The organism is Streptomyces sp. NPDC090077, assembly GCF_044747545.1.
GTDB lineage: Bacteria > Actinomycetota > Actinomycetes > Streptomycetales > Streptomycetaceae > Streptomyces.
In genome coordinates this window covers 188,322-210,865 of sequence record NZ_JBIVEG010000012.1, presented here as the reverse complement: position 1 = coordinate 210,865, position 22,544 = coordinate 188,322, and the positions used below count along the sequence as shown (strand labels likewise).

At 71.5% G+C, this 22,544-nt stretch carries 25 protein-coding genes and 4 tRNA genes; 21 read left to right on the top strand and 8 right to left on the bottom strand.

What is annotated here, in order from left to right; all coding sequences use genetic code 11:
* The first annotated feature begins 128 nt into the window (after positions 1-128).
* Complete coding sequence (locus ACIPW5_RS21645) at positions 129-650, top strand: SMI1/KNR4 family protein (RefSeq protein WP_401247140.1); 522 nt, start codon at positions 129-131, stop codon at positions 648-650.
* Here the strand turns inward: ACIPW5_RS21645 and ACIPW5_RS21640 are convergent.
* The 3 genes from ACIPW5_RS21640 to ACIPW5_RS21630 all read right to left on the bottom strand — a co-directional run bounded on the left by ACIPW5_RS21640 (position 628) and on the right by ACIPW5_RS21630 (position 4,088).
* Positions 628-1,872 carry an APC family permease gene (locus ACIPW5_RS21640; protein ID WP_401247138.1) on the bottom strand — a complete coding sequence of 415 codons (1,245 nt, stop codon included), beginning with the start codon at positions 1,870-1,872 and terminating at the stop codon, positions 628-630. The genes ACIPW5_RS21645 and ACIPW5_RS21640 overlap by 23 nt on opposite strands.
* Before the next feature lie 46 nt (positions 1,873-1,918).
* Complete coding sequence (locus ACIPW5_RS21635; protein WP_401247135.1) at positions 1,919-3,346, bottom strand: SulP family inorganic anion transporter; 1,428 nt, start codon at positions 3,344-3,346, stop codon at positions 1,919-1,921.
* 253 nt (positions 3,347-3,599) lie between these two features.
* Entirely contained in the window at positions 3,600-4,088 is a 489-nt protein-coding gene (locus ACIPW5_RS21630; RefSeq protein ID WP_401247132.1) for a YajQ family cyclic di-GMP-binding protein, read from the bottom strand.
* Between the two features lie 203 nt (positions 4,089-4,291).
* Between ACIPW5_RS21630 and ACIPW5_RS21625 the strand changes: the two genes are divergently transcribed.
* Positions 4,292-4,373, top strand: a tRNA-Tyr gene (locus ACIPW5_RS21625).
* Positions 4,374-4,469: 96 nt separating this feature from the next.
* Here the strand turns inward: ACIPW5_RS21625 and ACIPW5_RS21620 are convergent.
* Positions 4,470-4,979 (bottom strand): hypothetical protein, encoded by a 510-nt coding sequence (locus tag ACIPW5_RS21620; protein WP_401247129.1) that lies wholly within the window; start codon positions 4,977-4,979, stop codon positions 4,470-4,472.
* A gap of 108 nt (positions 4,980-5,087) precedes the next feature.
* Here ACIPW5_RS21620 and ACIPW5_RS21615 point away from each other — a divergent pair, with 108 nt between their 5' ends.
* Complete coding sequence (locus tag ACIPW5_RS21615) at positions 5,088-5,528, top strand: DUF3574 domain-containing protein (protein ID WP_401247127.1); 441 nt, start codon at positions 5,088-5,090, stop codon at positions 5,526-5,528.
* Between the two features lie 90 nt (positions 5,529-5,618).
* Here the strand turns inward: ACIPW5_RS21615 and ACIPW5_RS21610 are convergent, their stop codons facing one another.
* Together ACIPW5_RS21610 and ACIPW5_RS21605 are read right to left on the bottom strand one after the other, a co-directional pair.
* Entirely contained in the window at positions 5,619-6,275 is a 657-nt protein-coding gene (locus ACIPW5_RS21610; protein ID WP_401247124.1) for an SDR family oxidoreductase, read from the bottom strand.
* A gap of 54 nt (positions 6,276-6,329) precedes the next feature.
* On the bottom strand, positions 6,330-7,595 hold the full coding sequence (locus ACIPW5_RS21605; protein WP_401247121.1) for an amidohydrolase family protein: 1,266 nt from the start codon (positions 7,593-7,595) through the stop codon (positions 6,330-6,332).
* 301 nt (positions 7,596-7,896) lie between these two features.
* Here ACIPW5_RS21605 and ACIPW5_RS21600 point away from each other — a divergent pair.
* From ACIPW5_RS21600 to ACIPW5_RS21555, 10 genes are all read left to right on the top strand, one after another.
* Positions 7,897-7,969, top strand: a tRNA-Thr gene (locus tag ACIPW5_RS21600).
* Between the two features lie 48 nt (positions 7,970-8,017).
* Positions 8,018-8,090, top strand: a tRNA-Met gene (locus ACIPW5_RS21595).
* A gap of 86 nt (positions 8,091-8,176) precedes the next feature.
* Positions 8,177-8,341, top strand: coding sequence for a 50S ribosomal protein L33 (gene rpmG, locus ACIPW5_RS21590; RefSeq protein WP_007265873.1), 165 nt, complete (start codon positions 8,177-8,179; stop codon positions 8,339-8,341).
* Positions 8,342-8,478: 137 nt separating this feature from the next.
* On the top strand, positions 8,479-8,931 hold the full coding sequence (locus ACIPW5_RS21585) for a MaoC family dehydratase N-terminal domain-containing protein (protein WP_030241242.1): 453 nt from the start codon (positions 8,479-8,481) through the stop codon (positions 8,929-8,931).
* Position 8,932: 1 nt separating this feature from the next.
* Entirely contained in the window at positions 8,933-9,361 is a 429-nt protein-coding gene (locus ACIPW5_RS21580) for a MaoC family dehydratase (protein ID WP_401247118.1), read from the top strand.
* Between the two features lie 800 nt (positions 9,362-10,161).
* On the top strand, positions 10,162-10,755 hold the full coding sequence (locus ACIPW5_RS21575) for a TetR/AcrR family transcriptional regulator (protein ID WP_401247116.1): 594 nt from the start codon (positions 10,162-10,164) through the stop codon (positions 10,753-10,755).
* Positions 10,756-10,893: 138 nt separating this feature from the next.
* Complete coding sequence (locus ACIPW5_RS21570; protein ID WP_401247114.1) at positions 10,894-12,327, top strand: MFS transporter; 1,434 nt, start codon at positions 10,894-10,896, stop codon at positions 12,325-12,327.
* Positions 12,328-12,364: 37 nt separating this feature from the next.
* Positions 12,365-12,763 carry a DUF3291 domain-containing protein gene (locus tag ACIPW5_RS21565; protein WP_401247112.1) on the top strand — a complete coding sequence of 133 codons (399 nt, stop codon included), beginning with the start codon at positions 12,365-12,367 and terminating at the stop codon, positions 12,761-12,763.
* A complete protein-coding gene (locus tag ACIPW5_RS21560) occupies positions 12,764-13,864 on the top strand; it encodes a UDP-N-acetylmuramate dehydrogenase (protein WP_401247109.1) in 1,101 nt (366 codons plus the stop codon).
* A 1-nt stretch (position 13,865) separates the two neighbouring features.
* The gene (locus ACIPW5_RS21555) at positions 13,866-14,318 is read left to right on the top strand and encodes a hypothetical protein (RefSeq protein WP_401247107.1); all 453 of its coding nucleotides are present in this window, start codon (positions 13,866-13,868) and stop codon (positions 14,316-14,318) included.
* Here the strand turns inward: ACIPW5_RS21555 and ACIPW5_RS21550 are convergent.
* Entirely contained in the window at positions 14,272-15,291 is a 1,020-nt protein-coding gene (locus ACIPW5_RS21550; RefSeq protein ID WP_401247105.1) for an adenosine deaminase, read from the bottom strand. The two genes, ACIPW5_RS21555 and ACIPW5_RS21550, sit on opposite strands and share 47 nt — an antisense overlap.
* 168 nt (positions 15,292-15,459) lie before the next feature.
* Positions 15,460-16,686 carry a pyridoxal phosphate-dependent aminotransferase gene (locus ACIPW5_RS21545; protein ID WP_401247102.1) on the bottom strand — a complete coding sequence of 409 codons (1,227 nt, stop codon included), beginning with the start codon at positions 16,684-16,686 and terminating at the stop codon, positions 15,460-15,462.
* A 195-nt stretch (positions 16,687-16,881) separates the two neighbouring features.
* Here ACIPW5_RS21545 and ACIPW5_RS21540 point away from each other — a divergent pair.
* The 8 genes from ACIPW5_RS21540 to rplL all read left to right on the top strand — a co-directional run bounded on the left by ACIPW5_RS21540 (position 16,882) and on the right by rplL (position 22,142).
* Positions 16,882-16,954, top strand: a tRNA-Trp gene (locus ACIPW5_RS21540).
* 105 nt (positions 16,955-17,059) lie between these two features.
* Entirely contained in the window at positions 17,060-17,341 is a 282-nt protein-coding gene (secE, locus tag ACIPW5_RS21535; RefSeq protein WP_401247099.1) for a preprotein translocase subunit SecE, read from the top strand.
* Positions 17,342-17,425: 84 nt separating this feature from the next.
* A complete protein-coding gene (nusG, locus tag ACIPW5_RS21530) occupies positions 17,426-18,334 on the top strand; it encodes a transcription termination/antitermination protein NusG (RefSeq protein WP_401247098.1) in 909 nt (302 codons plus the stop codon).
* Positions 18,335-18,501: 167 nt separating this feature from the next.
* Positions 18,502-18,936, top strand: coding sequence for a 50S ribosomal protein L11 (rplK, locus tag ACIPW5_RS21525; protein WP_007265885.1), 435 nt, complete (start codon positions 18,502-18,504; stop codon positions 18,934-18,936).
* An 87-nt stretch (positions 18,937-19,023) separates the two neighbouring features.
* A complete protein-coding gene (gene rplA, locus ACIPW5_RS21520) occupies positions 19,024-19,752 on the top strand; it encodes a 50S ribosomal protein L1 (protein WP_401247095.1) in 729 nt (242 codons plus the stop codon).
* Positions 19,753-19,927: 175 nt separating this feature from the next.
* Positions 19,928-20,836 (top strand): hypothetical protein, encoded by a 909-nt coding sequence (locus ACIPW5_RS21515; RefSeq protein WP_401247093.1) that lies wholly within the window; start codon positions 19,928-19,930, stop codon positions 20,834-20,836.
* Positions 20,837-21,117: 281 nt separating this feature from the next.
* Positions 21,118-21,648 (top strand): 50S ribosomal protein L10, encoded by a 531-nt coding sequence (gene rplJ / locus ACIPW5_RS21510; RefSeq protein ID WP_401247090.1) that lies wholly within the window; start codon positions 21,118-21,120, stop codon positions 21,646-21,648.
* A gap of 110 nt (positions 21,649-21,758) precedes the next feature.
* Positions 21,759-22,142, top strand: coding sequence for a 50S ribosomal protein L7/L12 (gene rplL / locus ACIPW5_RS21505; RefSeq protein WP_266574554.1), 384 nt, complete (start codon positions 21,759-21,761; stop codon positions 22,140-22,142).
* Positions 22,143-22,544: the final 402 nt, after the last annotated feature.

Sequence of the window (22,544 nt, the reverse complement as noted above, 5' to 3'; positions counted from 1 at the left end):
GCGAGGACGCGGGCCACGAGGAGGAGCACCTCTGGGCGCTGTGCGAGGACGCCGGGGGTCGAGGTCGTCCTCGCCTGAGTTGTCCACAGGCCCGCACGGCTGTCAGTGGAGTGCGCCACCATGAACACATGAACGAAACGGAGCAGTTGCTGGAGCAAGTCGCCGACCGCGTACGGACCTCCGCGCGCGGGCACGGCGAGCCCCTTCCCGAACCCCTGGCGGACGGAGCGGCCGAACGCGCCGCGCAAGTCCTGGGCTTCGCCCTGCCGCCCCTCCTCGCCGCGCTCTATACGCGCATCGGCGACGGCGGATTCGGCCCCGAGTACGGCCTGCTGCCGCTGCGTCAGGTCATAGGGGAGTACGAGGCGGGCCGCGCGTCCGACTGGGGCTGGCCCGAGGGCGTCCTGCCGATAGCCGACCTCGGCTGCGGCATGTACGCGTGCGTGGACTGCCGCTCCGAGACCGCCCAGGTGCTGCTCTTCGAGCCCAACCCCGGGGAACGCGACCTCGCCTGGTACCTCACGTCCCCGAGCCTGGCCCGCTGGCTCCGTGACTGGCTCGACGGCACCGGCTGGTTCCGCGAGGAGTGGGACGAGGACGAGATGGAGGTGGCCCCCTGGGCGGAGTTCAGCTCCCGGTGCGAGGCCTGAGCTCACCCCGCCGCACCGCGTAGGCCAGTACGCCCACGGCCAGCACCGCCGCCCCCGACACTACTGACGCGACGGGCAGCGCACACGCCAGCACCACACAGCCGGACAGCCCCACCGCTGCCACGGCCCGGTCCTTGACAGCTGAACCGAGAGTCCACGCCGAAGCGTTCGCGATCGCGTAGTAGACCAGCACTCCGAAAGAGGAGAAGCCGATCGCGCCCCGCAGATCGGCGGTGGCCGCGAGCACCGCCACGACCGCACCCACCGCGAGCTCCGCGTGGTGCGGCACCCGGTGGCGGGGATGCACGGCCGCCAGGGCGCGCGGCAGATGGCCGTCCCGGGCCATCGCCAGCACCGTGCGCGACACCCCGAGCACGAGGGCCAGCAGAGAGCCCAGCGCGGCCAGCGCCGCGCCCACCCGGACGACGGGGGACAGTCCGGGCCACCCGGCCGCGCGCACCGCATCGGCCAGCGGGGCGGCCGACGCCGCCAGGCCGTCGCTGCCGAGCACCGACAGGGCCGCCACCGCCACGGCGGCGTACACCAGCAGCGCGATCCCCAGCGCGAGCGGCACCGCGCGCGGGATCGTGCGCCGCGGATCACGCACCTCCTCGCCCAGGGTGGTGATCCGGGCATAGCCCGCGAAGGCGAAGAACAGCAGCCCCGCCCCCTGCAACAGCCCGGCCGCCTCCCAGCCGCCGCCGGCCAGGGCCCCCGCATCCGCCGCATCCGAGGTCAGGCACACCACGACGACCCCGGCCAGCACCGCCAGCACCGCGGCCACGATCAGCCGGGCGATCCGGGCCGACTTCTGCACCCCGCCGTAGCCCGCGGCGGTCAGCGCCACCACCGCCGCGACGGCCACCGCGTGCTGCCGCCCCGGCCACACGTACGCCCCCACCGTCAGGGCCATCGCCGCACAGGAGGCCGTCTTGCCGACCACGAAGCCCCAGCCCGCCAGATACCCCCAGAACGGGCCGAGCCGCTCGCGCCCGTACACGTAGGTCCCGCCGGAAGCCGGATACCGGGCGGCCAGCCGGGCCGAGGACCAGGCGTTGCAGAACGCCACCAGGGCCGCCACCGCCAGGGCGGCGAGCAGCCCGCCGCCCGCCGCGCGCGCCGCCGGGGCGAGCGCCGAGAAGATCCCCGCGCCGACCATGGCGCCGAGCCCGACCACGACGGCGTCGGAAACCCCCAGGCTGCGCCTCAGTTCGCTGTCCACGCGCGGGAGGGTACCCGGGCCGGGTGACGGGCCGGGGCGGTGTCCGCTAGCCGACGCCCTCCCGGCCGGGGAGCCGCGTGCGGCCGCGCTCCCAGCCCTCCAGGGCGGTCAGGCAGGCGTGGTCCAGATGCCGCAGCCCGCCGAGGTCGAGCCGCACCGACGGCCCCTGCGGCAGCGCCTCCAGCGCGTCCAGCAGCTTCGGCAGCCGCAGGAAGCTGGCGTTCCCCGCGACCCGGACGCACAGCTCGCCGTCCTCCCAGACCTCCTCGATGTGCACGTGCGAGGTCTCCCAGGCCGCCTTGGCCACCGCCAGGCCCAGCCCGATCAGCACCCCCTCGAACAGGCTCGTGGCCACGATCGAGACGGCGGTCGCCACCAGCACCACCGCCTCGCCCCGGTGGGTCCGCCACAGGGCCGCCACCGCCCGCGCCGGCAGCAGCTTCCAGCCCGCGTGCAGCAGCACCCCGGCCAGCGCGGCCAGCGGCACCACCTCCAGCACCTGCGGGAAGGCCACCGCGAACAGCAGCAGCCAGCCGCCGTGCATGATCCGCGACGCCCGGGTGCGGGCCCCGGCCTCCACGTTCGCCGAACTGCGCACGATGACGGCGGTCATCGGCAGCGCCCCGAGCAGCCCGCACACGGTGTTCCCGACGCCCTGCGCCACCAGTTCCCGGTCGTAGTCGGTGCGCGGCCCGTCGTGCATCCGGTCGACGGCCGCGGCACTGAAGAGGGTCTCGGCGGAGGCGATCAGCGCGAGCGCGAGGACGGTCCCGACCGCCCCGGCCGAAGCGAGCACCCCGAAGCCCGACCATCCCGGCGGTGCCACCGCGTCCAGCACCCCCGTCACCCGGACCCGCTCGACGGGCAGCCGCAGCACCGCGGCCACGGCGGTGGCCGCGGCCACCCCGGCCAGCGCGCCCGGCACGAGCCGCGCCCGGGCCGGCACCCGGCGCCAGAGCACCAGGACGGCGATGGTCCCCGCGCCCAGCGCCACGGCGGCCCAGTCGGCCCGCGCCCCCAGCTCGTGCACCGCGGCCAGCTTGGCCAGGGTCTTGCCGGGGGCCTCCACCCCGCCCACGGCGTAGAGCTGCCCGGCGATCAGCACCAGCCCGATGCCGGCCAGCATCCCGTGCACCACGGCGACCGAGATCGCCCGGAACCACCGCCCGAGCCGCAGCACCCCCATGCCCAGCTGGAGCACCCCGGCGGCCAGCACCAGCACCCCGAGCGCGGCCGGGCCGTAGCGCTGCACGGCCTCGTAGACCAGCACGGTCAGCCCGGCCGCGGGGCCGCTGACCTGGAGGGCGCTGCCCCGGAACCAGCCGGTGACCAGGCCTCCGACCACCCCGGTGACGATGCCCAGCTCGGCCGGTACGCCCGAGGCGACGGCCACCCCCACGCAGAGCGGGAGCGCGACCAGCGCGACGACCACGGAGGCTCCGAAGTCCGCTCGGAAACTGCCGGCCCCGGACATGCGGGAACCCCCTCGTCACGCGGTGATGGACGTCACCCAGCGTGGTGGGCGCACCCGCCCCCGCCCAGTCACCACCGGGAGGCCGGGCAGGAGCACGCGCCGCACACGCCCCGCACACACCATGCGCTCCCCACCGGGCGCCCGGGGCGCATGACGAAGGGCACAACGCGGGCGGCCGCCGGTGCGCCCGGCGATCCGCCCCCGTTGTGCCCCACGGGTCCGCTCAGCGGCGCAGCCGCGCCTCAGCGGTGGTTCAGCGGTAGTTCACGAACTGGATCGCGAAGTCCAGGTCCTTGCCCTTGAGGAGGGCCTGGACGGCCTGGAGGTCGTCGCGGCTCTTGGAGCTGACGCGCAGCTCCTCGCCCTGGACCTGGGCCTTGACGCCCTTGGGGCCCTCGTCCCGGATGATCTTCGCGACCTTCTTGGCGTTCTCCTGGGAGATGCCCTCCTCGATCGTCGCGAAGATCTTGTACTCCTTGCCGGACAGCTGCGGCTCACCGGCGTCCAGCGCCTTCAGCGAGATCCCGCGCTTGACCAGCTTGGTCTCGAACACGTCGAGGACGGCCTTGACGCGCTCCTCGGAGACGGCCTCCATCAGGATCTTGTCGCCGGACCAGGCGATGGTGGCGCCGGTGCCCTTGAAGTCGTAACGCTGCGAGAGTTCCTTGGCGGCCTGGTTGAGGGCGTTGTCGACCTCCTGCCGCTCGACCTTCGAGACGATGTCGAAACTGGAGTCGGCCATGTGCTGTGGCTCCTTGAAGTCGGCTGCGATGGCCCCGGAGGGCCGCGGCCGGACATCCCCGGACCGCTCCGCAAAGCCTAGCCACCACGCCCACGTGGGGCGCTGATCAATCCGGTGGCGAACCACCCCCGAGCATCAGGTATCGTTTACGTCGTTGCCAGGGAACAACGCCGGAAGGCGGAGGAACCCGAGCGACATCCCATGGCGGTGTGCCCGAGTGGCCAATGGGAGCGGACTGTAAATCCGTCGGCTTAGCCTACCCAGGTTCGAATCCTGGCGCCGCCACGCGAGTGGAACCCCCGTTCATCTGCGGAAACGCAGTGGACGGGGGTTTCTTCGCATGTCCCCGGCGCACGCCCCCACCCGAGCGGGCCCGCCCCCTCAGGACCGGGGCTCGGTGACCGTCAGGTGGTAGGTCGTGTCGATCCAGAACCCGTTCGCCGCCGCCGCCTCGACCTCCAGGACGAACTGGCCCGGCGGGAGGGGTTCGAGCGCGCACCACAGCCCCCAGGCCACCTGCGGTATCCCCCGCAGCGGGAAGGGCTTCGAGGAGAACTCGCTCAGCTCCAGCGGAGAACTGTTCAGCGCCGCCGAGGCCCGGGTCACCTCCAGCCGCCACGGCTTCGTCAGGAACGGCACCGCCGCCCGCCTCGTGTTCAGCACCGGGAAGAACAGCGGCCGGCCCGACGGGATGCTGCACCGGCGCACCACCCGGCCGCCGTACGTCCCCGCGAGGAACCACAGGTCCCGGGGCTGCCGCCACCCGGCGTACGCACCCGTCGTGTCCCCCACCGGACTCTCCTCGTCCGGCGCGGACAGCGCCCACCGCCACCACCGGGCCGCGAGCCGGCCGCCCTCCGCCGCGCCGACGCGCCACTCGCCGTCGCCCATGCCCCACACCCCGGAACCCCGTACGGCCGCCCCCTGCGGCCGATTTCGGGGTGACCCTATCGGCCCCCCGCCACGCACCGAAGAGGTCGGCCGGTCGTTTCACGGGGCATGACATGGACTTCGGACAAACACGGCAAAGCCGGAGGCGGCGTCCTGCTCGCCCTGCTCGGCGCCGGCATCCCGGCCCTGGTCGGAGCCGCACTGCACGGGCACGCGGGGGAGCCCTACCGGGAAACCCGGCTCCACTTCGCCGCGCAGCGCCCCGACGGCCGGGAACCCGTCGGCAAAGGGGAGTTCACCCGGTTCCTGGACCGCGAGGTCACCCCCGCGTTCCCCGAAGGGCTCACCCTCGGCGACGCGTACGGCCAGTGGCGCGGCGACGACGGGGCCGTCGTCCGCGGGACCGGCTACGAGGTCGTCGTGCGCTACCCGCAGAAGGAGGCCGACGAACGGGGCACCCGCGTCGAACGGATCCGCCGCGCGTACGCGCAGCAGTTCCCGCAGCACTCCGCCGGACGCTCCGACACCGAGGTCCAGGCCGGTTTCTGACGGCAGGTCGGCCGGCTGGCGGGCTGGCGGGCCGGCGGGCCGGCGGGCCGGCGGGAGGACCGCCCCGGCCGGACCCCGGGCACACCCGCGTCAGTTGCCCGCCACGTCCTTCACGGCCACCGAGACCGGCGCCGAGCCCGAGACCAGCTCCAGCGTCAGCCCCGCCGTCGCCGGAGTCTCGACCAGCTCCGCGAGCACCGCCGCCACGTCGTCGCGCGGGACGAGACCCCGGCCCGTACCGGCCTCCAGCCGGACCAGTCCCGTACCGGGCTCGTCCGTCAGCTGCCCCGGGCGCAGCACCGTCCACTCCAGCCCCAGCCGGGTCCGCAGGTGGTCGTCGGCGTCGCCCTTCGCCCGCAGGTACACGTCGAAGACCTCCTCGCCCCCGTGCCGCGGATCGGCGCCCATCGTGGAGACCATCAGGAAGCGGCGCACCCGCGCCCGTTCGGCGGCGTCCGCGAACAGCACCGCCGCGGCCCGGTCCACGGTGTCCTTGCGCGCCGCACCGCTGCCCGGCCCGGCCCCGGCCGCGAACACCGCCACGTCGGCACCCTGCAGGATCCCCGCGACGTGCTCGACCGAAGCCGACTCCAGGTCGCACAGGACCGGTTCGGCACCCGCCTCCCGCAGGTCGCCGCCCTGCTCCGGATCACGGATGATCCCCGCGACCTCGTACCCGCGCGCGGCGAGCAGGCGCTCCAGCCGCAGCGCGATCCGACCGTGTCCACCCGCGATGACGATGCGCATGTCCCGACCGTACGACGAGCCGCCCGCGCCCGCCCGCGAACACCCCGCCGACCGCTACGGCCCCGGCTCCGTACGGCCCTGCCGGGGCAGGTCCAGGGCGACCGCGACCGCCGAGTCGCAGTACTCCCGCACGGCACTCGTACGGGCTACCACGCGCCCCCGGTGGATCACGATGCGGCTGTACGCCAGCGAGAGCACCCCCGCGATCCGGTCCCCGCGCACGGCGAGCAGCTCCGCCGGGAAACCCGCCTCCACCCGCACCTCCGGCAGCCCCATGGCCTCCCGGGCGGCGGCACTGACCGTCTCGTAGGCCTCGGCCGCCCGCAGCCCGCCCTGGGAGGCCAGCAGGTACGCGGCTTCGAGAGGATCACCCCGGCCGACCGGGTTCCCCGCATCCCGCAGCGCCCCGCTGCCGGCCGTGACGCGGACCCCGGCCGAGCGCAGCAGGCGGACGGGGGCGGTGCGCAGCCCGCGGCGCTCCAGGGCCGCGCAGTCGCCCTGGGGCAGGCAGGTGACGCGTACCCCGGCGGCGGCGAGCCGGTCGGCCGCCCGGGTGGCCGAGTCCAGCGGGAGCCGGGACAGGCCGCCGCACGGGCCGATCGTCACCCCGGGCCGCAGCCCCCCGGCCATCGCCGCCAGCCGGGCCAGCCGGCCCGGGTCGTCGCCGTCGGTGTGCAGGTCCACCGGGCAGCCGTGCTCCGAGGCCAGCTCCAGGACCGCCTCCAGGAAGCCCGTCGGGTCGGGATCGAGGTCGGGGCAGCCGCCGATCACCGAGGCCCCCATCTTCACGGCGTCGCGCAGCATGGCGAGCCCGTCCGCGCCGGCCACCCCGGTCAGCAGCCGGGGCACCGCCACCGTGGTCAGGTCCGCGAGCCCGCGCAGGGAGCGGCGGGCCTGGAGCACGGCCTCCATGGGCCCCAGCCCGTGCACGTCCCCGATCCGGACGTGGGAGCGCACCGCCGTGGCGCCGTGGCCGAGCTGGAGCAGGGCCGCCTCGGTGGCGCGGCGCTGCACCTCGTCCAGGGCGTACGAGACCGGCCCCTCGCCGTCGGCGGTGAGCGCGGTGTCCCCGTGGGCGTGCGGCTCGGCGGGGGCGGGCAGCAGCAGGTAGCCGCGCAGGTCGACCCGGGAGAGGGCGGTGGCGGGCAGGCTGCCCGCGGTACCCACGGCCTGGATGCGCCCGCCGCCGAGCCGGACGTCGACCGTGCGGCCGTCGGTCAGCCGGGCCCCGGCGAGCAGGAGCCCCGTGGACTCGGGGGCGGGCCCGCCGACGGGATTGCGCGGGGAGGGGGAGGGCTGCTGCGGCTGGCTGTCGGACATCGCGCTCCTGCGGTGGCTCGGGCGGGCGGTTCCTGTGCCGTGGCCGCAGCCGGCGGCCCAAGATCACGCAGCGTGCCCCGAGCCTAGGGCGCGGGGGTCCCGGGTTCGCGGAAGAGGGCAATAGTCGTACCGGTGTGGCCCGGGGCGGACGTGGAGTGTGACCCCGGGCACAAAGAGGAGGTCAAACGGGGTCCGGAGGGGTCCGCGAGGCCCGCGGAATGGCCGGACGAGGGCTTCGGAGCCCAGTCCCCCCAAAGGATTTGGGCGATGGGCGCGCAACCGTGTAATGTCTTCCTCGCTCGCCCCAATAGCTCAGTCGGTAGAGCGTCTCCATGGTAAGGAGAAGGTCTGCGGTTCGATTCCGCATTGGGGCTCTGGTGAGAGAGGTTCCCCACCCTCGGGTGGGGAACGGATCTCATCAAAGCGGCGTAGCTCAGTCGGTAGAGCAAGCGGCTCATAATCGCTGTGTCACCGGTTCAAGTCCGGTCGCCGCTACACCCAGTAGCCGATTGCGGGGTCGGTCTCCCGATCGGCTACTCTTTTATGCGTTCATCCGTCCCAATCCGTCAAGGAGCACTCACGTGGCTGCCACCGACGTCCGCCCGAAGATCACGCTGGCCTGCGTGGAGTGCAAGGAGCGGAACTACATCACCAAGAAGAACCGGCGTAACAACCCGGACCGCATGGAGATGAAGAAGCACTGCCCGCGCTGCAACTCGCACACCGCGCACCGCGAGACCCGCTAGTCACTGGCGAAGTCTCCAATATAGGCACCGTCATGAGGTCGTCCCCTTCAATGGGGGGCGGCCTTGTGTCGTTTCCGCACCCGATCTTGATCAAACGCGCCCCTATAACGCGTCCCTGCAACAGGAGGCAGTGAGCCATGGCCCTCGATCAGACCTTCGTGGGGCGGACCTACCCGCCCACCGAGCCGTACGAGGTCGGCCGGGAGAAGATCCGCGAATTCGCGGTTGCGGTGGGTGACGAGAATCCCGTCTACACCGATCCCGAAGCCGCCAAGGCGTTTGGTCACCAGGACGTGATCGCCCCGCCGACCTTCGTGTTCGCCATCACCTTCGCGGCGGCGGGCCAGGTCGTCGAGGACCCGCAGCTGGGCCTGGACTACAGCCGCGTCGTACACGGGGACCAGAAGTTCGCCTACGTCCGCCCCGTGCGGGCGGGCGACCGGCTCACCGTGACCTCGACCATCGAGGCCGTGAAGTCGCTCGCCGGCAACGACATCATCGACATCCGCGGCGAGGTCCACGACGAGTCCGGCGAGCACGTCGTGACCGCGTGGACCAAGCTCGTGTCCCGCGCCCCCGAGGAGGCCTGAGATGGCCGCGCAGATCCAGTACGCCGACGTCGAGGTCGGCACCGAGCTCCCGGCGGCGTCCTTCCCCGTGACCCGCGCCACGCTCGTCCGCTACGCCGGTGCCTCGGGTGACTTCAACCCGATCCACTGGAACGAGAAGTTCGCCAAGGAGGTCGGACTGCCGGACGTGATCGCGCACGGCATGTTCACCATGGCCGAGGCGATCCGCGTGGTGACCGACTGGGCGGGCGACCCGGGCGCGGTCGTCGAGTACGGCGTGCGCTTCACCAAGCCGGTCGTCGTCCCGAACGACGACCAGGGCGCGCTGATCGAGGTCACCGCGAAGGTCGCCGCCAAGCTGGACGACAACCGCGTACGGGTCGACCTGACGGCGATGAGCGCCGGCCAGAAGGTCCTGGGCATGTCGCGTGCTGTGGTCCAGCTGGGCTGAGCTGGGGGTGTGGGGGCTGGGGGCTGGGGCGCGCCATCTCCCCCTCGACCCCCCTCCGCCGACCGGTGCCTGCCCACCCGCCTCCCGGGTGCGGGTGGGTGCGTACGTGGCACCGTGCCGCGGTGGGGTGACCTGCGCGGGGTGGACCCCGGGCGGTATCCGGCACCGGCGGTGCGGGATACGGCGAGCGCGGGGCGTCGCGGCGGGGGCGGGCCGTCGGCCTTCGAGCGCGGGCGAGCTCCGGGTGCGGGGCGGGGACGGCTGGGGCGGTAGCCCCCCGGACGGTCTCGGAGCAGGTTGGGGGCTTCCCGTCAGTCCCATCGTCCTTCCGGTTCGTGCCGGCCTGTCAAGGGCGCTCCCTTCGGTCGCGTCGCTGCGCGATGTCGCTTCGCTCCACCCTTGACAGGCCGACCCGCCCCGGAAAGCCGAAAGACTGCCGGGAAACCCCCAAAGAAACGGTCACCGGGCAGAGGCTGGAGGGACGGGCCCGTCAGCGACGAGCGAGGGGCCGGGCCCCGGCCCGCCGGGCATCCGAGCCCCAGATCCGTGATTCCGGGCCAGGGGCGCGGCTACCTGCACGAAAAGTCGATCAGGACGGCCTGCGGACCACCCAGACGCATCTGATCGCTACGCGCTTCTCCCGTCTCGGCGTCCGGCCGCCGTCCTGGGCTGGTCACATGTGCGCAGGAGGCCTGTAGGCCCCTTTTCTTCCCCGCCCCGCCCGCCCGGCGCCCGGCCCCCCGAAACCCCGCCCCGCCCACCCCTTGACCAAGTTAGTGATTGAGTACTAACTTACAACCATGGCAAGGATGAGTGCGGAAGAGCGGCGCGAGAGCGTCATTCGTGCGGCGGTGCAGGAGTTCGCCCGCGGCGGGTACTACGGGACCTCCACCGAGGCGATCGCCAAGCGGGTCGGGGTTTCGCAGCCGTACCTGTTCCGGCTCTTCCCCGGCAAGAAGGCGATCTTCCTGGCCGCGGCCGGCCGCTGCCTGGAGCACACCCGCAAGGTCTTCGCCGAAGCCGCCGAAGGCCTGAGCGGGGACGAGGCGCGGGATGCCATGGGGGAGGCGTACATCCGGCTCATCGCCGAGGATCCGGCGATGCTGCAGATGCAGCTCCAGATGTACGTCACCGTGGCCGCCGCCGAGGCCGCGGGCGACCGTGAGCTCGGCGAGCTCGTACGGGCCGGCTGGCTGGAGCTGTGGGACACCGTCGGGATCCCGCTCGGAGACGTCCGGGAAACCACGGCCTTCATGGCGCAGGGGATGCTCATCAACACCCTGTCCGCCATGGGGTTCCCGTCGGGGCACCGGATCTGGGACGGGTTCGGGGACGGCGTCGACAAGGCGGCCGGCTCCGTGGGCGGCGTCATGGGCGGCTGTCCGGCGGTGTGAGGCACGAGGTGTGAGGCACGAGGTGTGGGGCGCTGGGGCTCGGGCGGGCCGTGCGCGGCCGTGCGGCCTCGTGTCGCCGCACTCCTCTGTCCGCAGAAGTTAGTCAGCAATAACTAACAAAACTACTCAGGGGGAAGCATGACCCAGCAGAAACTCCAGGGGCCCGCGGTCTGGGCCCTCGTCCTCACCGGGGCCGCCGGCTTCATGGCCGCCCTCGACAACCTCGTCGTCACCACCGCCCTCCCTGCCATCCGCGCCGACCTCGGCGGCAGGCTGGAGGACCTGGAGTGGACGGTGAACGCCTACACGCTCACCTTCGCCGTCCTCCTGATGTTCGGCTCCGCCCTCGGGGACCGGTTCGGCCGGCGGCGGCTGTTCATCGCCGGTCTCGCCGTCTTCACCGGCGCCTCCGCCGCTGCCGCCCTCTCGCCCGGCATCGACCAGCTCATCGCCGCCCGAGCCGTCCAGGGCGCAGGGGCCGCGGTCATGATGCCGCTCAGCCTCACCCTGCTCACCGCCGCCGTCCCGGCGGCCCGCCGCGGCATGGCCCTCGGGATCTACGGGGCCGTGAGCGGCCTCGCCGTCGCCAGCGGCCCCCTGATCGGAGGCAGCCTCACCGAGCACATCTCCTGGCAGTGGATCTTCTGGCTGAACGTGCCCGTCGGGCTCGCCCTGATCCCGCTCGCCCGGCTGCGCCTCGCCGAGTCCACCGCCCCGAACGCCCGCCTCGACGTCCCCGGCACCCTGCTCATCAGCGGCGGCCTGTTCGGCATCGTCTACGGCCTGGTCAACGCCAACGCCCACGGCTGGACCAGCGCCCCCGTCCTCACCGGCCTGATCGCGGGCAGCGCCCTCGTCGGCGGTTTCGTCCACCACGGCTTCCGCAACGCCGACCCCATGCTCCCCATGCGGCTCTTCCGCCACCGCGGCTTCTTCGGGATCAACTTCGCCAGCCTGCTGATGTACCTCGGCATGTTCGGGTCGATCTTCCTGCTCAGCCAGTTCCTCCAGGGCGTCGCCGGCTACTCGCCCACCGAGGCCGGCCTGCGGATGCTGCCCTGGACCGGGATGGGGATCGTGGTCGCCCCGCTCGCGGGGATGCTGTCCGACCGGATCGGCGGCCGTCCCGTCGTCGCCGCCGGGCTGGCGCTCCAGGCGCTCGGCCTCGGCTGGTTCGCCCTCGTCCTGAGCCCGGACGTCACGTACGCCGCGCAGCTCCCGGCACTCGTCCTCAGCGGGATCGGGATGTCCCTCTACTTCGCTCCCGCCAGTCACGTCCTCATGTCCACCGTCGCCCCCGCCGACCAGGGCAGGGCCTCCGGCACCAACAGCGCCCTCCGGGAGGTCGGCGGCGCCCTCGGAGTGGCCGTCCTCGCCTCCGTCTTCGCCGCCCGGGGCGGCTACGAGACCCCGCAGGCCTTCACCGACGGGACCGTCCCCGCCCTGTGGATCGGCGCGGCCGCGGTCGCCCTGGCCGCCCTCCTCGCCCTGCTGGTCCCCGGCCGGACCCGCAACGCCCCCGCCCCCGCGCCCGCCACCGGCCCGGCCCCGGCACCCGCCCGCATCGGCTGATCCCGCCCCGCCCCGCCGCCACCGAAGGAGACCCGTCATGCCCGACATCCCCTGGCTCACGCCCACCCAGGCCGCTCCCGACGCCGAGGTCTACGTCATGGCCTCCCGCTTCGAGACCACCACCCTCCTCGGCGCCGTCAGGTTCTTCCTGAAGGCACCCGGCATCATCGGCCAGATCCGCAAGGCCCCCGGCGCCCACGGCGCGGCCCTGAGGGCCCGCGTCCTCGGCCGGACCTTCCTCACCCTCTCCGCCTGGGAGGACCGGGACGCGCTCCACCGCTTCGCCCGCAGCGAGCCGCACCGCTCCAGCGCCCGCGCCGCCGCCGCGTACACGAAGGAATCCGCCTTCACCTTCTGGACCGTGCCGGCCTCCGGCCTCCCCGTCACCTGGGCCGAGGCGGAGCGCCGACTGGCGGAGCAGAAACAGGGCTACTGAGTGCCCCGCCGGGATGCGAGGGGGACGGACCGTACTCTTGTCCACGTGCAGGAACTCCACGACGCCCCCCTCGCCCCGCTGACCACCTTCCGCCTCGGCGGCCCCGCGGCCCGGCTGGTCACCGCGACCACCGACGCCGAAGTGGTCGAAACCGTGCGCGCCGCGGACGAGAGCGGCACCCCGCTCCTGGTCATCGGCGGCGGCAGCAACCTGGTCATCGGCGACCAGGGCTTCGCCGGAACCGCCCTGCGCATCGCCACCACCGGCTTCACCCTGGACGGCACCACCCTGGAGCTCGCCGCGGGCGAGAACTGGAGCGACGCCGTCGCCCGTACCGTCGAGGCCGGGCTCGCCGGCATCGAGTGCCTCGCCGGGATCCCCGGCTCGGCCGGCGCCACCCCGATCCAGAACGTGGGCGCGTACGGCCAGGAGGTCTGCGACACCATCACCGAGGTCGTCGCCTACGACCGCACCACCGGCGAGACGGTCACCCTGACCGCCGCCGAATGCGCCTTCCGGTACCGCAACAGCACCTTCAAGGACCAGCCCGACCGCTACGTCGTCCTGCGCGTCCGCTTCGCCCTGGAGGACGCGGGCGGCCTCTCCGCCCCGATCAAGTACCCCGAGACGGCCCGCGCCCTCGGCGTGGAGGCCGGCGACCGCGTACCGGCCGCCCTCGCCCGGGAGACCGTCCTGCGCCTGCGCGCAGGCAAGGGCATGGTCCTGGACCCCGCCGACCACGACACCTGGTCGGCCGGCTCCTTCTTCCACAACCCGATCCTGAGCGACGAGGCCTACGCGGCCTTCCTGGGCCGCGTCCGGGACCGCCTCGGCGCCGACACCGCCCCGCCCGCCTACCCGGCCGGCGAGGGCCGTACGAAGACCAGTGCGGCCTGGCTGATCGACAAGGCCGGCTTCACCAAGGGCTACGGCAGCGGCCCCGCCCGCATCTCCACCAAGCACACCCTCGCCCTCACCAACCGGGGCGCGGCCACCACCGAGGACCTGCTGACCCTCGCCCGCGAGGTCGTCGCGGGCGTCCACGCGGCCTTCGGCGTCACCCTCGTCAACGAGCCGGTGACGGTCGGCGTCGACCTCTGACATGCACTGCCCCCTGCACGGGGCCGGTACGGACCCCACACGGCTGGTGGGGCGCGAGATCCGCAGGGTCGTCGCGTCCTGGCACATCTGCGAAGGCGAGCGCTCCGAGGCGCCCCTCGACGTCTGGCTGATCGACAGCGTCGGCGACTGCACGCGCATCACGACCGGGTCCGACCAGTGCCTCATCGTCGAGTGCGCCGAGCCGCACGAGCCGTACGACCTGGGGGAGTGGGGCCGGATCGAGGTCGGGGAGGACCTCGGCGAACACCCCTTCCTGCGCCACCTCGGGCAGACCGTCGAATCGGTCGCCGAGTTCGCGCTGCCCGAGCAGGGGCGCACCGAGCTGGAAATAGGCTTCCCCGACGGTCACCGGGTACGGGCCGACTGCCACGAGGGAGACCTGCGGCTCACCCGGCCAGCCAGTGCTCGACCCCGTCCAGCAGCTTCGCCTTGACCTCCTCCGGCGCCGCCGAACCCCGCACCGACTGACGGGCCAGCTCGGCCAGTTCCGCGTCCGTGAAGGCGTGGTGGCGGCGGGCGATCTCGTACTGGGCGGCGAGCCGGGACCCGAAGAGCAGCGGGTCGTCCGCGCCCAGCGCCATCGGCACCCCGGCCTCGAAGAGGGTGCGCAGCGGCACGTCCTCGGGCCGCTCGTACACGCCGAGGGCGACGTTGGAGGCCGGGCAGACCTCGCAGGTGACCTGCCGGTCGGCGAGCCGCTTCAGCAGCCGGGGGTCCTCGGCGGCGCGGACGCCGTGCCCGATGCGGGAGGCGTGCAGGTCGTCGAGGCAGTCGCGGACGGAGGAGGGACCGGTCAGCTCGCCGCCGTGCGGGGCCGCGAGGAGGCCGCCCTCGCGGGCGATGGCGAAGGCGCGGTCGAAGTCCCGGGCCATGCCGCGGCGCTCGTCGTTGGAGAGCCCGAAGCCGACGATGCCGCGGTCGGCGTAGCGGACGGCCAGCCGGGCCAGGGTGCGGGCGTCGAGGGGGTGCTTCATGCGGTTCGCGGCGATCAGCACCCGCATGCCGAGCCCGGTCTCGCGGGAGGCGCTGTCGACGGCGTCGAGGATGACCTCGACGGCCGGGATCATCCCGCCGAGCAGGGGCGCGTACGAGGTGGGGTCGACCTGGATCTCCAGCCAGCCGCTGCCGTCCCGGACGTCCTCCTCGGCCGCCTCGCGGACCAGCCGCTGGATGTCCTCGGGTTCGCGCAGGCAGTTGCGGGCGGCGTCGTAGAGCCGCTGGAAGCGGAACCAGCCGCGTTCGTCGGTGGCCCGCAGCTTGGGCGGCTCCCCGGCGGTCAGGGCGTCGGGGAGGCGGACGCCGTACTTGTCGGCGAGCTCCAGCAGGGTCGACGGGCGCATCGAGCCCGTGAAGTGCAGGTGGAGGTGGGCCTTCGGCAGAAGCGTGAGATCGCGTACGTGCTCCATCTGGTGATCCTGCCGCATCGCTCACCCGATTGGCAGCGGATTACCTGAACGGGACGTTGCCCGAACATGAATCTGACGCCCGAGCGGCGGGGTCCGGACGCGCCGGAGCGGCGCCGCCCCTCCAGGGGGTGACGCCGCTCCGGGCCGTGCTGCGGAACCGCCGGAGGCCTAGGCCTTGGCCTCCGCGAGGAGCTTCTGGATCCGGGACACGCCCTCGACCAGGTCCTCGTCGCCCAGGGCGTAGGACAGGCGCAGGTAGCCGGGGGTGCCGAAGGCCTCGCCGGGGACGACCGCGACCTCGACCTCGTCGAGGATCAGCGCGGCGAGCTCGACCGAGCTCTGCGGGCGCCGGCCGCGGATCTCCTTGCCGAGCAGGTCCTTGACCGACGGGTACGCGTAGAACGCGCCCTCGGGGGTCGGGCAGAAGACGCCGTCGATCTCGTTGAGCATCTTCACCATCGTCTGGCGGCGGCGGTCGAAGGCCTTGCGCATCTCGGCGACGGCGTCCAGGTCGCCCGAGACGGCGGCCAGCGCGGCGACCTGGGCCACGTTGGAGACGTTGGAGGTGGCGTGCGACTGGAGGTTGGTCGCGGCCTTGATGACGTCCTGGGGGGCGATGACCCAGCCCACGCGCCAGCCGGTCATGGCGTACGTCTTGGCGACGCCGTTGACGATGATGCACTTGTCGCGCAGGGCCGGGACCAGCACGGGCAGCGAGGTGAACTTCGCGTCGCCGTAGACCAGGTGCTCGTAGATCTCGTCGGTGAGGACCCACAGGCCGTGCTCGGCGGCCCACTCGCCGATCGCCTTCGCGTCCTCCTCGCTGTAGACCGCGCCGGTCGGGTTGGAGGGGGAGACGAACAGGACGACCTTGGTGCGCTCGGTGCGCGCGGCCTCCAGCTGCTCGACGGAGACGCGGTAGCCGGTGGTCTCGTCGGCCACGACCTCGACCGGGACGCCGCCGGCGAGGCGGATCGACTCCGGGTAGGTGGTCCAGTACGGGGCGGGGACGATGACCTCGTCGCCCGGGTCGAGGATCGCCGCGAAGGCCTCGTAGATGGCCTGCTTGCCGCCGTTGGTCACCAGGACCTGGGAGGCGTCGACCTCGTAGCCGGAGTCGCGCAGCGTCTTGGCGGCGATGGCCTTCTTCAGCTCGGGGAGGCCGCCGGCGGGCGTGTAGCGGTGGAACTTGGGGTCGCGGCAGGCCTCGACCGCCGCCTCGACGATGTAGTCCGGCGTCGGGAAGTCGGGCTCGCCCGCGCCGAAGCCGATCACCGGGCGCCCGGCGGCCTTGAGGGCCTTGGCCTTGGCGTCGACGGCGAGGGTGGCGGACTCGGAAATGGCGCCGATGCGGGCAGACACCCGGCGCTCGGAGGAAGGCGTTGCAGAGGTCATGAGGCCAATCGTCCCAGACCGCCGAGAGGCCCCGCACACCGTTTCAGTCACCGGACGGAGCAGGTCCGGATCTCTTCTGTTCGACGTCAGGGCCCGGACCACGTACACTCACCTGTCGTTGGTCCTCAACAGCCGCCCCAGAGCGTGAGCACTCCGTGCACTCGCCCGGATGCGGTAGGTTGGGGAACGCAACAAAGGGTCGTAGCTCAATTGGTAGAGCACTGGTCTCCAAAACCAGCGGTTGGGGGTTCGAGTCCCTCCGGCCCTGCTCCACACTCCTTCTCGGATGTGTGCGCAGGTACGTACTTCGATGCAACGCCGTGCGGCGCAACCGGGCGCGGCTACGGCCACGACCCGGATTCAGGTGAGAGACGTGACGGACGCCCTGGGCTCCATCGACATGCCTGACGCCGACAGCGACACGCGCGAGAAGAAGACCCGCAAGGGCGGCAAGCGCGGCAAGAAGGGCCCCTTCGGGCGCCTCGCGCTCTTCTACCGCCAGATCGTCGCGGAACTCCGCAAGGTCGTCTGGCCCACCCGCAACCAGCTCACGACGTACACCACCGTGGTGATTGTCTTCGTCGTCATCATGATCGGTCTGGTGACCGTGATTGACTATGGGTTCCAGGAAGCCATCAAGTTCGTCTTCGGCTGATCCCCGCGGAGGGCGGCGCCTTGATGGGTGCCGCCTTTTTTCGCATGTTCGACCACCTTTTGTATCCAGGAAGAAGCAGCCACCGTGTCTGACCCGAACCTGAACGCGAGCCACGACTCCGTCGAGTCCGTCGAGGACGAGCTCGACATCGTCGAGGCGGCGGACGCTGTGGACCCCGACGAGGTCGAGCTCGCCGACGCCGAGGCCGGCATCGCCGCCGAGGAAGCCGCGCTGCACGTCGAGGACGAGGTCGACGCCGAGGCTGACGCCGACGAGGACGCCGAGGACGAGGGCGACATCGAGGCCGACGTCGAGGACGTCGAGGCCGAGGTCGAGGACGTCGAGGAGGCCGCCCCGGCCGAGCCCGCCGAGCCCGTCGACCCCATCCAGGCCCTGCGCGACGAGCTGCGCCTGCTGCCCGGCGAGTGGTACGTGATCCACACCTACGCGGGCTACGAGAAGCGCGTGAAGGCCAACCTGGAGCAGCGCGCCGTCTCGCTGAACGTCGAGGAGTTCATCTACCAGGCCGAGGTGCCCGAGGAAGAGATCGTCCAGATCAAGAACGGCGAGCGCAAGAACGTCCGGCAGAACAAGCTGCCCGGTTACGTTCTCGTCCGCATGGATCTGACGAACGAGTCCTGGGGCGTCGTCCGCAACACCCCTGGTGTCACCGGCTTCGTCGGCAACGCGTACGACCCGTACCCGCTGACCCTCGACGAGATCGTCAAGATGCTCGCCCCCGAGGCGCAGGAGAAGGCCGCCAAGCAGGCCGCGGAAGAGGCCGGCCTGCCCGCGCCCGCCGTCAAGCGCACCATCGAGGTCCTGGACTTCGAGGTCGGCGACTCGGTCACCGTCACCGACGGCCCGTTCGCCACGCTCCAGGCGACGATCAACGAGATCAACCCGGACTCGAAGAAGGTCAAGGGCCTCGTCGAGATCTTCGGCCGCGAGACCCCGGTCGAGCTCAGCTTCGACCAGATCCAGAAGAACTGATCTTCCGGATTCAAAGCTTCCGAACCAGGTCAGACCAGCCCGTAAAGGGCGGTCTGACCTGCTCGGTTTTTAGCCCCGCACCGATACCCGTTATCGTGGTGCGGTATGCCTCCATCCGGATGACCGGAAGGACGGCTGAAAACTCTCACTAGGACCCGGAGAGAGCAATGCCTCCCAAGAAGAAGAAGGTCACGGGGCTTATCAAGCTCCAGATCAAGGCCGGTGCGGCCAACCCGGCTCCGCCGGTCGGCCCCGCGCTCGGTCAGCACGGCGTCAACATCATGGAGTTCTGCAAGGCCTACAACGCCGCGACCGAGTCGCAGCGTGGCATGGTCGTGCCGGTGGAGATCACGGTCTACGAGGACCGTTCCTTCACCTTCATCACCAAGACCCCGCCGGCCGCGCGCCTCATCCTGAAGAGCGCCGGCATCGAGAAGGGCTCTGGCGAGCCGCACAAGACCAAGGTCGCGAAGCTCACGCGTGACCAGGTCCGCGAGATCGCCACGATCAAGATGCCCGACCTCAACGCGAACGACATCGACGCCGCCGAGAAGATCATCGCCGGCACCGCCCGTTCGATGGGTATCACGGTCGAGGGCTGATCCAGCCCCTCGCAGTTCCCCAGTGGTAGGGCCAAGCGCTGGTCCGCACCACGACTCCATGCCTGAAGCACTTACACAGGAGCAGAAGTGAAGCGCAGCAAGACTCTCCGCGCTGCGGACGCCAAGGTCGACCGGGACAAGCTCTACGCCCCGCTCGAGGCCGTCCGTCTCGCCAAGGAGACCTCCGCCACCAAGTTCGACGCCACCGTCGAGGTCGCCTTCCGCCTGGGTGTCGACCCGCGCAAGGCCGACCAGATGGTCCGCGGCACCGTGAACCTCCCGCACGGCACCGGCAAGACCGCCCGGGTCCTGGTCTTCGCGACCGGTGACCGTGCTGCGGCCGCGGAAGCCGCCGGCGCCGACATCGTCGGCGACGACGAGCTGATCAACGAGATCGCCAAGGGCAACCGCCTCAACGAGTTCGACGCCGTCGTGGCGACCCCGGACCTCATGGGCAAGGTCGGCCGCCTCGGCCGCGTGCTCGGTCCGCGTGGTCTCATGCCGAACCCGAAGACCGGCACCGTCACCATGGACGTGGCCAAGGCTGTCACCGACATCAAGGGTGGCAAGATCGAGTTCCGCGTCGACAAGCACTCGAACCTGCACTTCATCATCGGCAAGGTCTCCTTCACCGATGAGCAGCTGGTCGAGAACTACGCGGCCGCTCTGGACGAGATCATCCGTCTGAAGCCGTCCGCCGCCAAGGGCCGCTACATCAAGAAGGCCGCCCTGGCCACCACGATGGGCCCCGGCATCCAGCTGGACTCCAACCGCACCCGGAACCTCCTCGTCGAGGAAGACCCGGCTGCTGTCTGAGCCTCACGGCTCGCCTGAGTGGCTGAACGGGCCCCTCGCTCCCTCGGGAGCGGGGGGCCCGCTTCCGTGCGCGCGGTGGCCGGTATCCGTCCGCTGAGCGGAATCCCGGGAGCGCTCAGCATGCGCGGAACGTATGGTCGTACGGTTAACGATCAACACCAGGGGTGGGGACTCCATGCTGACGTACCGCAAGAAGACCGCAGGCGCCGCGCTGGCCGCCGTACTGCTCGTGGGCGGGGCCACGACGGCGTGCGAGGACGGGAAGAAGGCCGAGGGCGGCAAGGCGGCCTCCGCGCCGTCCGTGCAGGCCTCCCCGTCCGCATCCCGGGCGGGCAAGGGCGGCGCCGCGGACGCGGCCCCGGCGGCCTTCCTGCAGAAGACCAAGAAGACGTCGGAGGAGATCACCTCCGCCCGCTACACCATCTCCGGCACCACCGGGGGCCAGAAGGTCTCCGCCGAGGTGTCCATGCGCTTCAAGCCGACCCCGGCGATGTCGATGAAGGCCACCGCCCAGGGCCCCGAGGGCGGCACCGGGGAGATCCGCATGCTCGACGGAGCCGTGTACATGGGCTCCGAGGGCAAGTTCCTGAAGTTCGACATGAAGGCCCTCGACGAGGCGAAGGCGAAGAAGCTGGAGAGCGCGCAGGGCGCCGCGAACACCTCCGGCGAGAACCCCGGCGACCGCGCGGAGCAGCTGATGGGAGCCAAGGACCTCAAGAACCTCGGCGAGGAGAGCGTCGACGGCGTGAAGACCACGCACGTCTCCGGGAGCGTCACCACGGAGCAGATGCGCGCGGACCTCGCCACGACCGCCGGCCCCGAGGCCAAGCAGCGCCGGGAGAAGAGCCTCAAGCAGCTGGAGGACGAGGGCATCAAGACCCTCAACGTCGACATGTGGATCGACGAGTCCGGCCACACCAAGCAGGTCCGCACCCGCGGCGAGGGCACCAAGGGCCCGCTGGACACGACGATCAAGTTCCTCGACTTCAACAAGCCGGTCGAGATCGTCGCCCCGCCGGCCGACCAGGTCGTGGACCTCGCCGAGATGATGAAGGGCTCCGGCGCCGGCAGCCAGCAGGGCTGACCAGGCACGACGTGTGGAGCGGATCCGCCGTACGGGCGGATTTGCTCTGCAACGGATGCTTCGCGTACGCTTCCCCAGAAGCCAAAGACCGCTGGTCGTTGCCGTTCCTGCAAGGGGGCGGTGGCCGAAGGATCCGCTACTGCGGACGACCCGCGCAGGTGACTGTGGAATGTTCCCGGAATTCGTTCCGGTCGAGCTACGCCCTGGCGCCTGCGCCGGGGCGTTTTGTGTGTATGCCCCTTCTGAGCGGTCCTCATCACCCGGAAGGAGGCCGACGCTCTATGGCAAGGCCCGACAAGGCTGCCGACGTAGCCGAGCTTGAGGACAAGTTCCGCAGCTCGAACGCCGTTGTGCTGACCGAGTACCGGGGTCTCACCGTTGCGCAGCTCAAGACGCTGCGTCGTTCGCTCGGTGAGAACGCCCAGTACGCCGTGGTGAAGAACACGCTGACCAAGATTGCGGCCAACCAGGCCGGGATCGCCTCGCTCGACGACCAGTTCTCTGGTCCGACCGGGGCCGCCTTCATCACCGGTGACCCGGTGGAGTCGGCGAAGGCTCTGCGTGACTTCGCCAAGGAAAACCCGAACCTCATCATCAAGGGCGGTGTCCTTGATGGCAAGGCGCTGACCGCCGATGAGATCAAGAAGCTCGCGGACCTCGAGTCCCGCGAGGTTCTGCTCAGCAAGCTGGCCGGCGCGTTCAAGGGCAAGCAGTCCCAGGCTGCCTCGCTCTTCCAGGCGCTGCCGTCGAAGTTCGTCCGCACCGCGGAAGCGCTTCGCGTCAAGCTCGCCGAGCAGGGCGGTGCCGAGTAATTCGGCTCGCGCACTGATCCGCGCCGCCTAGTGCGCGGGTCGTAGCGGGCCGTTACGCCCGCCTCTATATACATCCGGCACCTGCCGAATTAGTGGAAGGATCGCCCATCATGGCGAAGCTCTCTCAGGACGACCTCCTCGCCCAGTTCGAGGAGATGACCCTCATCGAGCTCTCCGAGTTCGTGAAGGCCTTCGAGGAGAAGTTCGACGTCACCGCCGCCGCGGCCGTCGCCGTTGCCGGCCCGGCCGGTGTCGGCCCCGCCGCCGAGGCCGAGGAGGAGAAGGACGAGTTCGACGTCATCCTCACCGGTGCGGGCGACAAGAAGATCCAGGTCATCAAGGTCGTGCGCGAGCTGACCTCCCTGGGTCTGAAGGAGGCCAAGGACCTCGTCGACGGCACCCCGAAGCCGGTCCTCGAGAAGGTCAACAAGGAGGCCGCTGACAAGGCCGCCGAGGCCCTCAAGGCCGCCGGTGCGGGCGTCGAGGTCAAGTAACACCTCTGAGGCCGCCTGACGGCCTCTGCGAAGGGCGATCACTCGTAAGGGTGGTCGCCCTTTGGCGTACCCGCAGTGCCTGACTTGCCCTCGTCTCGTTGGGGAGTAGGGTGATCTTCGTTGTCCCGAAGCAGGGTCCGGAGATGATCCGCTCGGAGCACGGGGCCTTGACGAACGGCCAGCGGCGCGCAATTCTCAGTCCCGTCGTGAGGTCGGCCAGCTCGATCCGAGATCCGAGGCATGGATCGACTACGAAGAGGGCAGTACTGATACGCGCTCTGTGTACGAGAGCCGCAGCGTGTTGGTTGAACAACGGTAGGGAAGGGCCTGTTGCCGGTTTCCGGAAACCTGGTCTGGACATCAGTGAGCCGAGTGGCTACACTGACCCTTTGCGCTGCCTGT